General features: G+C 61.5%; 14 protein-coding genes. 7 read left to right on the top strand and 7 right to left on the bottom strand.

Annotated elements, in window-relative coordinates; genetic code table 11:
- Positions 1–431 (top strand): hypothetical protein (locus ACODSV_RS25425; protein ID WP_489078349.1); only part of this gene is annotated, 431 nt, incomplete at its 5' end.
- Here ACODSV_RS25425 and ACODSV_RS25430 read toward each other — a convergent pair.
- Complete coding sequence (locus tag ACODSV_RS25430; RefSeq protein ID WP_150054499.1) at positions 428–895, bottom strand: TIGR02444 family protein; 468 nt, start codon at positions 893–895, stop codon at positions 428–430. The two genes, ACODSV_RS25425 and ACODSV_RS25430, sit on opposite strands and share 4 nt — an antisense overlap.
- Before the next feature lie 50 nt (positions 896–945).
- Here ACODSV_RS25430 and ACODSV_RS25435 point away from each other — a divergent pair, with 50 nt between their 5' ends.
- The 3 genes from ACODSV_RS25435 (at position 946) to ACODSV_RS25445 (ending at position 4,227) form a co-directional block, all read left to right on the top strand.
- On the top strand, positions 946–2,856 hold the full coding sequence (locus ACODSV_RS25435; protein ID WP_024078045.1) for an ATP-binding cassette domain-containing protein: 1,911 nt from the start codon (positions 946–948) through the stop codon (positions 2,854–2,856).
- The gene (locus tag ACODSV_RS25440; RefSeq protein ID WP_024078044.1) at positions 2,856–3,422 is read left to right on the top strand and encodes a mechanosensitive ion channel family protein; all 567 of its coding nucleotides are present in this window, start codon (positions 2,856–2,858) and stop codon (positions 3,420–3,422) included. Before ACODSV_RS25435 ends, ACODSV_RS25440 begins: the two co-directional genes overlap by 1 nt.
- A gap of 172 nt (positions 3,423–3,594) precedes the next feature.
- Positions 3,595–4,227, top strand: coding sequence for a LysE family transporter (locus tag ACODSV_RS25445; RefSeq protein ID WP_024078043.1), 633 nt, complete (start codon positions 3,595–3,597; stop codon positions 4,225–4,227).
- 93 nt (positions 4,228–4,320) lie between these two features.
- Here ACODSV_RS25445 and ACODSV_RS25450 read toward each other — a convergent pair whose 3' ends face one another.
- Genes ACODSV_RS25450 through ACODSV_RS25465 form a run of 4 tightly spaced genes read right to left on the bottom strand, consistent with a single transcriptional unit; the run spans position 4,321 to position 7,467 of the window.
- Positions 4,321–5,061 (bottom strand): penicillin-binding protein activator LpoB, encoded by a 741-nt coding sequence (locus ACODSV_RS25450; RefSeq protein ID WP_150054582.1) that lies wholly within the window; start codon positions 5,059–5,061, stop codon positions 4,321–4,323.
- Positions 5,062–5,064: 3 nt separating this feature from the next.
- The gene (gene lpoB, locus ACODSV_RS25455) at positions 5,065–5,652 is read right to left on the bottom strand and encodes a penicillin-binding protein activator LpoB (protein ID WP_024078041.1); all 588 of its coding nucleotides are present in this window, start codon (positions 5,650–5,652) and stop codon (positions 5,065–5,067) included.
- 35 nt (positions 5,653–5,687) lie between these two features.
- Positions 5,688–6,059: a YcfL family putative periplasmic lipoprotein gene (locus ACODSV_RS25460; RefSeq protein WP_024078040.1), complete on the bottom strand. Its 372-nt coding sequence runs from the start codon at positions 6,057–6,059 to the stop codon at positions 5,688–5,690.
- Positions 6,060–6,069: 10 nt separating this feature from the next.
- Complete coding sequence (locus ACODSV_RS25465) at positions 6,070–7,467, bottom strand: COG3014 family protein (protein WP_069077257.1); 1,398 nt, start codon at positions 7,465–7,467, stop codon at positions 6,070–6,072.
- 316 nt (positions 7,468–7,783) lie between these two features.
- Between ACODSV_RS25465 and ACODSV_RS25470 the strand changes: the two genes are divergently transcribed.
- Positions 7,784–9,679: an FTR1 family protein gene (locus ACODSV_RS25470; RefSeq protein WP_150054581.1), complete on the top strand. Its 1,896-nt coding sequence runs from the start codon at positions 7,784–7,786 to the stop codon at positions 9,677–9,679.
- Positions 9,680–9,681: 2 nt separating this feature from the next.
- Positions 9,682–10,137 carry a YaiI/YqxD family protein gene (locus ACODSV_RS25475; protein WP_150054580.1) on the top strand — a complete coding sequence of 152 codons (456 nt, stop codon included), beginning with the start codon at positions 9,682–9,684 and terminating at the stop codon, positions 10,135–10,137.
- A 111-nt stretch (positions 10,138–10,248) separates the two neighbouring features.
- Here the strand turns inward: ACODSV_RS25475 and elbB are convergent, their stop codons facing one another.
- The gene (gene elbB, locus ACODSV_RS25480; protein WP_041161052.1) at positions 10,249–10,914 is read right to left on the bottom strand and encodes an isoprenoid biosynthesis glyoxalase ElbB; all 666 of its coding nucleotides are present in this window, start codon (positions 10,912–10,914) and stop codon (positions 10,249–10,251) included.
- A 116-nt stretch (positions 10,915–11,030) separates the two neighbouring features.
- Between elbB and ACODSV_RS25485 the strand changes: the two genes are divergently transcribed.
- Positions 11,031–12,266, top strand: a complete 1,236-nt coding sequence (locus tag ACODSV_RS25485) for a sterol desaturase family protein (RefSeq protein WP_024078035.1) — start codon at positions 11,031–11,033, stop codon at positions 12,264–12,266.
- Here ACODSV_RS25485 and ACODSV_RS25490 read toward each other — a convergent pair.
- A complete protein-coding gene (locus ACODSV_RS25490) occupies positions 12,247–12,894 on the bottom strand; it encodes a DedA family protein (RefSeq protein ID WP_024078034.1) in 648 nt (215 codons plus the stop codon). The two genes, ACODSV_RS25485 and ACODSV_RS25490, sit on opposite strands and share 20 nt — an antisense overlap.
- Between the last annotated feature and the right edge of the window lie 91 nt (positions 12,895–12,985).

Consider the following 12,985-nt stretch of genomic DNA (forward strand, 5'->3'; position numbering starts at 1 on the left):
CTGCTGCAAAACCAGCCGCCAAGCCAGTTGCTAAAACTGCTGCTGCAAAACCAGCCGCCAAGCCAGTTGCTAAAACTGCTGCTGCAAAACCAGCCGCTAAGCCAGTTGCTAAAACTGCTGCTGCAAAACCAGCCGCCAAGCCAGTCGCTAAAGCCGCTGCTGCAAAACCAGCTGCCAAGCCGGTCGCTAAAGCCGCTGCTGCAAAACCAGCCGCCAAGCCGGCCGTTAAAGCCGCTGCCGCGAAACCAGCCGCCAAGCCAGTGGTTAAAGCCGCTGCTGCGAAACCCGCTGCTGCCAAGCCTGCACCGGCCAAGCCAACGGCTCCAGCAGCGCCTGCTGCTAGCCCGGCAGCGACCACCGCTCCAACCGCATCGGCCAGCAGCACCCCTGCACCGGTAGCGCCAAGCACCACCCCAACCAGCGCTTCCTAAGTGCCGGTGACTTCGACGCGCAGCTGCTGCAGCGCGTCGGGGTCAAGGTTGGCGGCATCCTCAGTCGCCAGTCTTTCCAACCATTGCGGTTGACCCACGCCATCACCCGCCTGCCATCCCAGAACCAACGCCTCCAGGCGTGTCAGCAACTGTCGCTCGGCATCCAGCTCCAGGGCCTTGACCCGTTCCCGCAATGCCGCCAATGATTCATCCTGCTGTGCCAGCTCTCGCCATTGCACCCGCACCCGACGCAAGGGTTCGATGACCTGCATCTGCCAAGGCCGGGCAATTTGTTGCAGTGCCTGCACGCGCTCGGGTACACACCCTACACCTCGTTGTTCCAGCCAGGCCCCGCAAAGCAACAGGCACACATCCGCTCCTTGTTCCTGGAGGCGCAGGCAGGCGGCCTCCACGCCCGGACGGGTGTAAGTCGAGAGGGCAAAGCTCCACAGGTCAGCACACATATTCACACCCAAGCCAGCGGCCTGCGAAGCTGGTAGACTCCGCCGCCATTATGATCCGACTTCAAAGCCTAACATTACAGCGTGGCCCGCAACGTCTTCTCGAAGACGCCGAGCTGACCCTGCACGCCGGTCACAAAGCCGGCCTGATCGGTGCCAACGGCGCCGGCAAATCCACGTTGTTCGCCCTGTTGTTGGGTGAGCTGACCCCGGATTCCGGGGACTGCCTGCTGCCGGCCGACTGGCGCATCGCCCATATGCGCCAGGAGATCGACACCCTGGACCGCATTGCGATCGACTACGTGCTCGATGGCGACCTGCGCCTGCGCCAGGTTCAGCACGACCTGGCCGAGGCCGAGAAAGCCCAGGACGGTGCCGCCCAGGCGCGCCTGCACTCGGAACTCGACAGCGCCGACGGTTACACCGCCGACGCCCGCGCGCGCAAGATGCTGGCCGGCCTTGGCTTTACCAACGAGCAGATGGACCGCCCGGTCGCTGACTTTTCCGGCGGCTGGCGCATGCGCCTGAACCTGGCCCAGGCGCTGATGTGCCCCTCGGACCTGTTGCTGCTCGATGAGCCGACCAACCACTTGGACCTCGATGCAATCCTGTGGCTGGAGGACTTCCTCAAGAACTACCAAGGCACCTTGCTGCTGATTTCCCACGACCGGGATTTCCTCGACGCCGTGGTCGACAACATCGCCCACGTCGAACAGAAGAAAATCACCCTTTACCGGGGTGGCTACACCGCGTTCGAACGCGCCCGTGCCGAGCGCCTGGCCCAGCAGCAACAAGCCTACGAGAAGCAGCAGGCGCAGCGTGCGCACATGGAAAGCTACATCGCCCGGTTCAAGGCCCAGGCCACCAAGGCCCGCCAGGCCCAGAGCCGGATCAAGGCACTGGAGCGCATGGAAGAGCTGTCGGCGGCCCACGTCGATTCGCCCTTTGATTTTGTGTTCCGCGAATCGGTGAAAATCTCCAGCCCACTGCTCGACCTCTCGGATGCGCGCCTGGGCTATGGCGACAAAACCATCCTCGAGAAGGTCAAGCTGCAGCTCACGCCGGGCGCACGCATCGGTTTGCTCGGGCCTAACGGCGCGGGCAAGTCGACGCTGATCAAGAACCTCTCGGGTGAGCTGCAGCCCCTGGCCGGCCGCCTGACCCGTGGTGAGAACCTGGTAGTGGGCTACTTCGCCCAGCATCAGTTGGACTCCCTCGATGCCAAGGCCAGCCCGTTGCTGCACCTGCAGCGCCTGGCACCGACCGAGCGCGAGCAGACCTTGCGCGATTTCCTCGGCGGGTTCGACTTCCGTGGCGCACGGATCGATGAGCCCGTGTTGAACTTCTCCGGTGGCGAAAAGGCTCGCCTGGCCCTGGCGTTGATCGCCTGGGACCGACCGAACCTGTTGCTGCTCGACGAACCCACCAACCACCTGGATCTGGAAATGCGCCTGGCGTTGACCATGGCCCTGCAGGAATTCAGCGGTGCGGTACTGGTGGTGTCTCACGATCGCCACTTGCTCAAGAGCACCACGGACAACTTCCTGCTGGTGGCCGATGGCAAAGTCGAAGAGTTCGATGGCGACCTGGACGACTATGCGCGCTGGCTGACGGATTACCGCCTGCGCAACGCACCGGTCAGCAACACCCCGGTCAACCCGGACAAGACCGACAAGAAAGCCCAGCGCCAGGCCGCTGCCGCGCTGCGCCAGCAGTTGGCGCCGCACAAACGCGAGGCCGACAAGCTGGAAGCCGAGCTGGGCAAGGTCCATGAACGCCTGGCCAAAATCGAAGCCAGCCTGGGCGACAGTGCCGTGTATGAAGCGGCCCGCAAGGACGAACTGCGCGACCTGCTGGCCGAGCAGGCCAAGCTCAAGGTCCGTGAAGGGCAACTGGAGGAAAGCTGGATGGAAGCCCTCGAACTGCTTGAAAGCCTGCAAGCGGAGCTGGAGGCGCTGTCCTGATGGATGCGTTGCAGCTGCCGTTCCCGGCGCAATGGGTCGAGCCGGTGTGGATCGGTGTGCAAATCCTGCTGATCCTGCTGGCCGGCTACCTTGCCCAGCGCTTTGTCGCAAAAGGCCTGACCCGCCTGGGTGAGCGTTACCCGTTCCCGCCACAATTGCTGATGCCGCTGCGCGGCGGCTTGCGCTGGCTGATCATGGGCAGCGCGCTGATCTTTGTGTTGGAGCGCCTGGGCGTTTCCGCCACGGTGTTGTGGACGGCACTGTCGGGGTTTGTGGCGGTGGCGGCGGTGGCGTTCTTTGCCATGTGGTCGGTGTTGTCCAACCTGCTGTGCGCGATCCTGATTTTCACGGTCGGGCCGTTTCGTCTCGGTGATATCGTTGAGCTGGTAGACACCGTCGACAAGCCCGGCGTGAAAGGCCGGGTGGTGGCGATCAACCTGCTCTACACCACGCTGATCGAGGTCGAGGAAGCAGGGACCGGCAGCGCAGTGGTGCAGGTGCCCAACAGCTTGTTCTTCCAGCGTTCGGTACGACGTTGGCGCGATACAAGCGTCTCACCTCTGTAGGAGCGAGCTTGCTCGCGAAGAACGTGAACGATACCGCGGGGAGCCTGACGCCCAGCGGCGCCTCTTGGTTTTTCGCGAGCAAGCTCGCTCCTGCAAGAAATCTATAGCCATTCCTTGGTCGTCGGAGTTAGCTTAAGGCACAACAATCGCTGACTCTTTCCCGAGGTGTGTAATGGCACTCGACACATGGCTGGCCTTTTTCCTGGCCAGTTGGATCATCTCCCTTTCTCCTGGCGCTGGCGCCATCGCCTCGATGTCCAGTGGCTTGCAATACGGTTTCCTGCGCGGTTACTGGAATGCCATCGGCCTGCAACTGGGCCTGGCGATGCAGATTGCGGTCGTTGCTTGCGGCCTGGGTGCCATTCTGGCGACATCTTCCACCGCCTTCTATGCGATCAAATGGTTTGGCGTGGCGTACCTGGTGTACCTGGCCGTCAAGCAATGGCGTGCGCTGCCCATGGACATGACCGATGACGCGGCGGTGCGCCCGATCGGCAAGCCGATGGCGATGATGTTCCGGGGTTTTCTGGTCAACGCCAGCAACCCCAAGGCGCTGGTGTTCATGCTCGCGGTGCTGCCGCAATTCGTGAACCCGCAGGCGCCGCTGTTGATCCAGTACCTGATCCTGGGTGCGACGATGATCAGCGTCGATATGATCGTGATGGCGGGGTATACGGGGTTGGCGTCGAAGGTGTTGCGGTTGTTGCGCACGCCTAAGCAGCAGAAGCGTATGAACCGCACGTTTGCCGGGTTGTTCGTAGGGGCTGCCGGCTTCCTCGCCAGCCTTCACCGCGCCACGGCATAACTGACGAAACCGAATCAAAACTGTGGGAGGGGGCAAGTCGAATCGTCGCACCGCCCCTCCCACATTAGTTTTGCGGTGTGTGTGAATAGGGCGTCAGCGCAGGATCTTCGGCGCTTCATCCCTTGGCAGGTTGTTGCGCAACACCGGCTGACCGGGGTCTTGATACCCTCCGCCCAGTTGCTCCGCCAACTGTCGCGCCACATCTTCACCCAGCGCTTTCGACACCTCCTTCACCACACGCGGCCGGTTCAGGCTTACGCGCACATCACGGCTGTTCACCAGCTTGGTGTCCTGGCCCTCACCCATGGCGGTGAACGCCGAGGTGATTTCGAAAGTGCGGGTGTTGATCAGGCTGAAATCCGCCACCAGTGTCAGCCCCAGCACCGCCGAGTAACTGTTGGTGTGGTCCAGGGCGTTGATGTCCTGGGTGAAGTCGATGTCTGACAGCGTGCCGAACAGCACGTAGTCCGCACCCTTGAAGTTGCCGGCCTTGATGCGTTTGATCACATCGTAGACGTCTGCCTTGGCGTCGGCCGTGTAAGGCGTGCTCTGCACCAGCTGGAACTGGCGCGACTTGAGGATCTCGCCCTTGATGTCACCGCTGAATTTACGCAGCTCGGTCTGTTCGATGTAGCGGGTGCGGCTTTCGTACTCGCTGTAGTTCGACGCGCCACTGGCGTGGTAAGCGCCGGCCTGGAAGTTGTTGCTGGCCGAGACCTGGTGAATGTACTCCTCGACCTGCGCCTCATAGGCCAGGTCGGTCACCGCGATCTTCGGCGCGGCCGAGGCGCCAAAGGCGCACAGCAGGCCGATCATGCCGATCCATGCACGCATTGCTTAGCGCTCCGTGGTTTTGCGGATTTCTTTTTCGTCCATCCATTCGGCCAGGCCGCTCTCGACGTCGATCAGTTGCAGGCTGAACTTGTAGAACACGTCCTTGTAGTCCGAGCTGCGCTTGACGATGGAGCTGATCGAGCCTTCCAGGCGGTACTTGGCGGCGACCATATTGCCGGTCTTGCTCACGGTGGATTTCTTGTACAGGCCGCTCTGGTTCTGCAGCTTGAGTTGGTCGACCTGGCTTTGCATATCGGTGTTGTCGCTGGCGAACCGCGCGGTGCCGGTCTTCATCAGCTGGGTCTTGATCGACGTAGTGATCTCGCGGGTATCGATGTACTCGCTGGTCTTGTTCTTCACGTCATACACCTGCACCACCGGGCGCCCCTGGAGGATGCCGGACTGGGCCAGGGAGCGGGTCATGCTCTCGGCGATCATCTGCAGGTCGGTGGAACCGAATTCGTTGGTCACCAGTTCCACAGCCTTGGTATCGCCGTAGCTGATATTTTTGCCGCCCAATACCGGTGAAGTATTGGCGCAGCCGCTGGCCAGGACGGCGACCACGGCGAGCATCGAGAAGCGTGCAAACATGGGGATATCTCTCTGTAAGCGGAGGGAGGAGGGCTTCAAGGCGTCTTCACTTCAAGACGGAAGTCCGCCGCCTGGGGCAAATTGGCGATGGCCGGCAGGAACGTGGCCTGGTTGGCATACAGGTTCAGCACTTTCCAGGTCTCTTCATCGCCTACCGGGAAACCGTCGGCGCCCAGCCAGGCGAAGCGGTAATACATCATCTGGTTGCTGCTGGTGATGTTGCTCAACTGCACCTTGGCCGTTAGAAAGCCGTTCTCGCGGGCGACGCGGATGGCACCGACGGCGATGCCCTTGAACTTGCCCATCACCACGATCTTGCTGGCGGCACTGCCGGGTGCCGGGGGCGGCGGGGTCGCGCAGCCGGCGAGCAGGACCAGCGCCAAGGCGCCGAGGATGAAATGACGCATAGCGCGCTCCTTAGGGTTGTTTGAGGGTGGCGATAGCCTGGGGTTGAGTGCTCGGGACCACATGGGCCGCGAGGCCGCCGGCGAACACCTGGTTGCCGACTACGCGCAGGGTGATCACCTGGTAGCGCTGATCGGCCTTGATCGTCACCAGCGTGCCGCCCAGGGCGTTGGGCAGACTGACCTGGTGCTCGCCATGCTTGAGGCGCAGGCGCGTGACTTGGGTCATATCCGGCAAGGTGCGCCAGGTCCGGGTGTCGGCGCCTTCGGCCACGGCCGAAGCAATACCCAGCACCAGGCCCGCCATGGGGTTGGTCTTGTTCAGGTTGTTTTGCGCCACGCCACGGCTGATCGCGCGCACGGTGGTGCGCAGGATGATCCCCGGCATGTCGTCACGCAGTGCGCGACGGGACATCGCGGTGGTGCTGTTGAGCGCGGTGAGGTTCTGCTGCCGCCCGTCGACACCGATTTGGGCGAAGGCCGGGGTGGAGGTGTCTGCCTTGATCACCGGGAACGACAGTGGGGTGATCACCAGGTTGCCGTTGATCGGTATCGGCAAGGGCAGGCGGATCGAATCGCGGGCCGGTGCCAGGCCGCTTTGGACCACGATCAGCACGTCGGTTTCATCGGCGCCGACCTTGGATTTATCCAGGTCCAGCAAGGCCTGTTCCAGCAGCGGGGTATTGGGGCGCAACTCGGCCGCCTTGCGATAACCCGGTGCGGCCAGGTCTTTTTCACCCAGGGCTTCGTAGACGAACCCGGCGAGGTAATGGCTGAACGCACTCTGGTAGCTGTTCTTCAGGCCGACCACTTCGGGAGCGTCCAGGGCTTGCACCGGATAGCCGCGCAGGTCCTTGATCTGGGTGGTCACGCCCTGGCGCTCGGCTTCGTCTTCGCGCTTGAGGTATTCCTTGTCGCGCAGGTCGGCGATCACGGCTTCGCGCTCGTGGGTCTTCTTGATCTCGGTGCGCGCGCCGTCGAAGTCATTCAGGGCCAGCAGGTTCAGGGCCATCTGGGTGGTCAGCATGACTTTTTCGTAGTCATAGCCTTCATAGCGACGCACTTTGTCGTTGACCAGGAAACTGCCGAATTGGGAAAGGTACTTTTCGCTGTCGAACTTGACCGACTCTTCCCATTTGTAGACTTGCAGGTCGGCGCTGCGCCAGGCGGTCTGGCTGCCAGTCAGGTCGCCCCTGGCCCGCAGCAATTCCCCTTTTTCAAAGAAATAGAGCAGGTCCTTGTCTTCGCCGGTGTTGTTCTTTTCCAGCAGGGTCAGGGCGGCGTCGACATTGCCCGTGGCCAACTGCTGATTGGTGGCTTGCAGCTCGGAATCGTAGCTACGAAACATCGAGCAACCGGACAACACGGTTACCGCCGCGAGCGCTAGCGGGGTTAAGGCGCGAAATGCCATGGCAAGCTTCTTCCCTGAACGTAATCAGCCGAGGTGCTGGTCGGCTCGAATCACCAATCGCAGGATGCACGGCGCGTCCTACTAATTCCTCATAAAAACGAGGAGCAAAATTCCCTTTCGCGATAACAGGGCGCGGCATTATAGGCGTCATTAATGGCAAAACAATGGCTTTTTGCTGTGATCTAATCGACAAAAAGCCATCATGGCTTTTCAAAAGGCTCGGTTCTTCTTCTGCTCGGCGAATCACATACGCCTTGAGTCAAAGCGCATAAACCTCAACAATGTGTTACTTCGTATTTCCCCTTGAGATTCATTCATGACTGCCCCCTTCCGTGTTCTCGCCTGGCTGGTGTTGCCGGCGTTGATGTCGTGCAGCTTCAACCTGTTGGCCGCGAGTCCTGAAGGCGCGCAAAAAGCCCTGCATTTGCTGGATTACATTGGCGCGGACTACCCCCCGACAGTGGCGGCGGGCAAAGTCGTTGATGAGTCGGAATACCGTGAGCAGGTGGAGTTTCTTGGGGTTTTGCAGGGCCTGGTCGCGGACTTGCCGTCGAAACCCGAGCACGCCGAGCTGGTAAAGGGTGTGGATGAATTACAGGCGGCCGTGACGGCTCGTCAGGATGGCGCGACCGTGGCCCGCCAGGCCCGTCAGTTGGGCGCCAAGCTCGCGGTGGCGTATGAAGTCAGCCAGGCCCCGGCAATCACCCCTGACCCAACGCGAGGTGCACCGCTCTATGCACAGCACTGTTCGGTCTGCCACGGCACGGCGGGTACCGGTGATGGCCCGGCGAGCGTGGGCATGACGCCACCTCCGGCGAACCTGCGAAATGCTGTACGCCTGGACCGCCTGAGCCTGTATGCGATCTACAACACCCTTGGCCTGGGCGTCGAAGGCACGGACATGCCGTCCTTCGCCGACCAACTGGACGATCGCCAGCGTTGGGACCTGGCCACTTACATCGCAGGCTTTACAGCCGATCCGGCCGCAGCCAAAAGCGAACACCCCTTCAACCTTGCCGACCTCGCCCGTCAGACACCCAATGAAGTGCTGGCCAGTGCCGGTCCGGCCGCTGCCGCGACGTTCCGGGCCCAGCGCGCGCAACCGCCGCAGGTCAAGCGTGGCCCGGCGCAGTTGCTCGACTACACCGCCGCGACCTTGGACAAGAGCCTTGCCGCGTTCCGCAACGGTGATCGTGAACAGGCCTACGACCTGTCGGTCGCTGCGTACCTGGAAGGCTTCGAGCTGGTGGAAAGCTCCCTGGATAACGTCAACGCCACTGTACGCAAAGACACCGAAAAGGCCCTGATGGCCTATCGGCAGTCGTTGCAGGATGGCTTGCCGATCGAACAGGTGCAGCAGCGTCTGGACGTGGCCAAGGGCAAGCTCACCGAGTCTGCCGGTTTACTGGGCGGCGACGGTTTGAGTTGGTCGCTGAGCTTTATTTCCGGGCTGTTGATCCTGTTGCGCGAAGGGTTGGAAGCGATTCTGGTGCTGGCGGCGATCCTCGCCTTCCTGCGTAATACCGGCCAGCAATCGGCGGTGCGCAGCGTCAATATTGGCTGGGGCCTGGCGTTGCTGGCCGGCCTCGCGACCTGGGCGTTGGCGGCGTATGTGATTGACGTCAGCGGTGCACAGCGCGAATTGCTCGAAGGCTGCACGGCGCTGTTCGCCAGCGTCATGGTGCTGTGGCTTGGCGTGTGGATGCACGACCGGCGCCACGCGGCAGCCTGGCAGGACTACATCAAGAGCAGCCTGGTGGGCGGCGGTGGGCGGTTTGGCTTTGCGGTGCTGGCGTTCTTCTCGGTGTACCGCGAACTGTTCGAGGTGATCCTGTTCTACGAAACCCTGTGGCTGCAAGCCGGCCCGGCCGGGCACAACGCTGTGCTGGCGGGTGGTGCCACGGCGCTGGTGCTGCTGGTGGGCCTGGCATGGGTGATCCTGCGCGGTTCGGCGAAGCTGCCATTGGCGCTGTTCTTCGGTATCAACGCCGCCCTGTTGTGCGCGCTGTCGGTGGTGTTCGCCGGGCATGGCGTGAAGGCGTTGCAGGAAGCGGGCATTTTCGGCACGCGACCAGTGGCGTTCTTTGACTTCGATTGGCTGGGTATCCACGCCGATGCCTACTCGCTGAGTGCACAGGTGGTGGCGATCCTGGCAATTGTGGTGCTATACAGCCGCAGCCGTGTGGCTGACAAGCGCCGATTGGCGGCCTGACCATGCGCGTGTGGATCGATGCCGATGCCTGCCCTCGGGCCGCCAAGGATCAGGTGGTGAAATTTGCCCTCAAGCGTCAGTTCGAGGTGGTGCTGGTGGCGGGGCAGAGCCAGATCAAGCCGAGCTTTGCCTGCGTGAAGCTGATCGTGGTACCCAGCGGTCCGGACGCGGCGGATGATTACCTGGTGGATCACGCAGTGCCCGGCGAATTGGTGATCTGTAGCGATGTCCCCCTGGCTGATCGCCTGGTGAAGAAGGGGGTTACAGCCCTTGATCCACGGGGCAAGGAATTCAGCCCGCAAAACATGAGTGAACGGTTGGCGGTACGCAACCTGTTCACCGATCTGCGCGAGCAGGGCCAGATGGGCGGCGGCCCGCCGCCCCATGGGGAAAAGGACAAACAGGCGTTTGCCAACGCACTCGACAGGATACTGACGCGGTTAATGCGCCAGATTTGATCCTGTGGAGATTGAGCGTTGTGGAGAAGGCGCTTGCTGGGGAGTGAGCTTGTTGTCGAGAGTGAGCTTGTTGTGGCAAGGGGGCTTGCCACAGAAGCCTATTCATCGCGACTAATCGTTTTCGTGCGTCAGCTCCAGCACTCGGTCCACCAGCTTATTGATGCCTGACGCGACCTCGCTGATGTTCTTGCCGAGCATGTAGGCCGGGGTGCTCACCAGCTTGCGCGCCTTGTCTTCGACAATGTCTTCAACCCCGCATTCCTGGTGGGTGGCGCCCATCTTGTCCATGGCGGCCGCGGTGTCGGCATCGTTGCCGATGGTGCAGGTGACGCCCGGGCCATAGATCTTCGCCGCCAGGGCCGGCGAGATGCAGATCAAACCTATCGGCTTGCCCGCTTCGGCAAAGGCTTCGGCGAGTGCCAAGACCTGCGGGTTGATACTGCAACCGGCACCTTCGACGGCGAAGTTCGACAGGTTTTTCGCCGCGCCAAACCCGCCAGGTACGATCAACGCGTCGAAGTCTTCGGCGTTGGCGTCACGGATGTCCTTCACGTTGCCCCGGGCAATGCGCGCCGACTCCACCAGCACATTGCGCGATTCAGGCATTTCTTCGCCCGTCAGGTGATTGATCACATGCAGTTGCGCAATATCCGGGGCAAAACATTGGACCTGAGCACCGCGCTGGTCCAGGCGCAGCAAGGTGATCACGCTTTCGTGAATCTCTGCGCCGTCATACACGCCGCAGCCGGAAAGGATCACTGCAATCTTTTTGCTCATGGGCATTTCTCCTGGGGTCTTGGCGTTAAATGTCTACTAATTTGTCATCTGTTGCCAATGGGAACTCTCGCCGCAGCACCTAATCTTGATGTAACAAAAATAGACCGGACTAGCCCATGGACTTCGTGCCTTACGCGGTACCGTTTTTCATCGCCTTGATCGTGGTTGAGTTGCTGGCCGATCGTTGGCGCAGCCAGCGTAACTACCGGGTGGCGGATGCCATCAACAGCCTCAGCACCGGCGTGCTGTCTACCACCACGGGCTTGTTGACCAAGGGCGTGGGGCTGCTGACCTATGCGTTCGCCCTCAAGCACCTGGCACTTATCGAGTTGCCTGCCCAGAGTGCCTGGACCTGGGTGTTCGCTTTTGTGTTCTACGACTTCTGCTACTACTGGCTGCACCGCATGGGGCATGAACGCAATATCCTGTGGGCCGCCCATTCGGTGCATCACCAGAGCGAGGACTACAACCTCAGCACCGCCCTGCGCCAGACCAGCACCGGCTTTCTGCTGAGCTGGATCTTCTACCTGCCCTTGGCCGTGCTTGGCGTGCCGCTGGTGGTGTTTATCAGCGTGGCTTCGCTCAACCTGTTGTACCAATTCTGGGTTCACACCCGCCATGTGCCCAAGCTTGGCTGGTTCGAGTGGTTCTTCGTCACGCCATCCAATCATCGGGCCCACCATGCACAGAACGCTCTCTACATGGATCGCAACTACGGCGGGGTGTTCATTATTTGGGACCGGCTGTTCGGCACCTTCCAGGAAGAAGACGACAACGAGCCGGTGATTTTCGGCGTGACCACGCCTTTGGCCAGTTGGAATCCGCTGTGGGCCAACCTGCAGTTCTATGCGCAGTTGTGGAGTGATGCGCGACGCACCGAACGCTGGTGGGACAAGCTGCGCATCTGGTTCATGCGTACCGGCTGGCGCCCGGCGGACGTGAAGGCCAAATACCCGTTGGCCAAGCCAGACCTGAGCCAGTTTCGTAAATTCGACGTGCCGCTGGACGCGCGCCAGCAGGTCTATATCGCCCTGCAATTTGCGGCGTATGTGGGGTTTGGCAGCTACTTGATGAATTTCGGCGAAGGTTTGCCCACGGCTGCGCTGATCCTGGGCTGGAGTGCAATGGCGCTGGGCCTGTTTACGTTGGGCGTGGCCCTGGAGAATCGCCCATGGGCGTTGAAGGCGGAGCTGGTGCGCCTGGCGCTGAACGTGCCCTTGGTGTGGCTGGCGCCGCTGCTGGGGCTATGGCCGGCCAGCCACCTGGGCTGGCTGGGGCTGCTCAGTTACAGCTTGCTCAGTGTGATCGGCCTCTATTGCTGCAGAGGCCGGCTTACTCGATTGGCGTCTTAGGCGCATCGACTTTAGCGGGCTCGGCCTGTTGCTGTTCGGCCAGTCGGGCCTTGGCGTCGGCGCACGCCTGGCGGGTGATGCGTGCGTTCTTGAAGCGGCGGCGTAGCCACAGGCCGAGGCCCAACAGCAATAATGCGCCCAACACCCACAGCTCGTACTTCTTGACGCTGCCCAGCATGCCTTCCAGCACCGCGCCGAAGTGATAGGCCGCGGCCCCGAGCGCGGCGGCCCAGACGGCTGCGCCTATCCCATTGAGGATCAGGTAGCGGGCCGGCGGGTAGCCTGACAAGCCAATCGCCACCGGCATCACCGTACGCAAGCCGTAGACGAACCGGAAGCTCAGCACCCAGATGTCCGGGTGCTTGCGGATATGTTCCAGGGCCTTATCGCCCATCAATTGCCAGCGCGGCTTGCGCGCCAACAGTTTGCGGCCGTGCTTGCGCCCCAGGAAGTACCACAGCTGGTCGCCGGCATAGCTGCCAAAAAAGGCAACGACGACCACCAGGTTGATATCCATGTATCCACGGAACGCCAGGAAGCCTGCGAGTACCAGGATGGTCTCACCTTCGAAGAACGTGCCTAGGAATAGGGCAAAGTAGCCGAAGTCATGCAGAAATTGTTGAAGCATGGTCTGGGTGCTGGCGAAATGAACGCGCAGCCTACGCCTTCGTGATCATTCATGAAAGTATCGAGATGTGTCACGAAGTGAACATTTCCTA

The sequence above is a fragment of the Pseudomonas sp. FG86 genome, assembly GCF_057808775.1.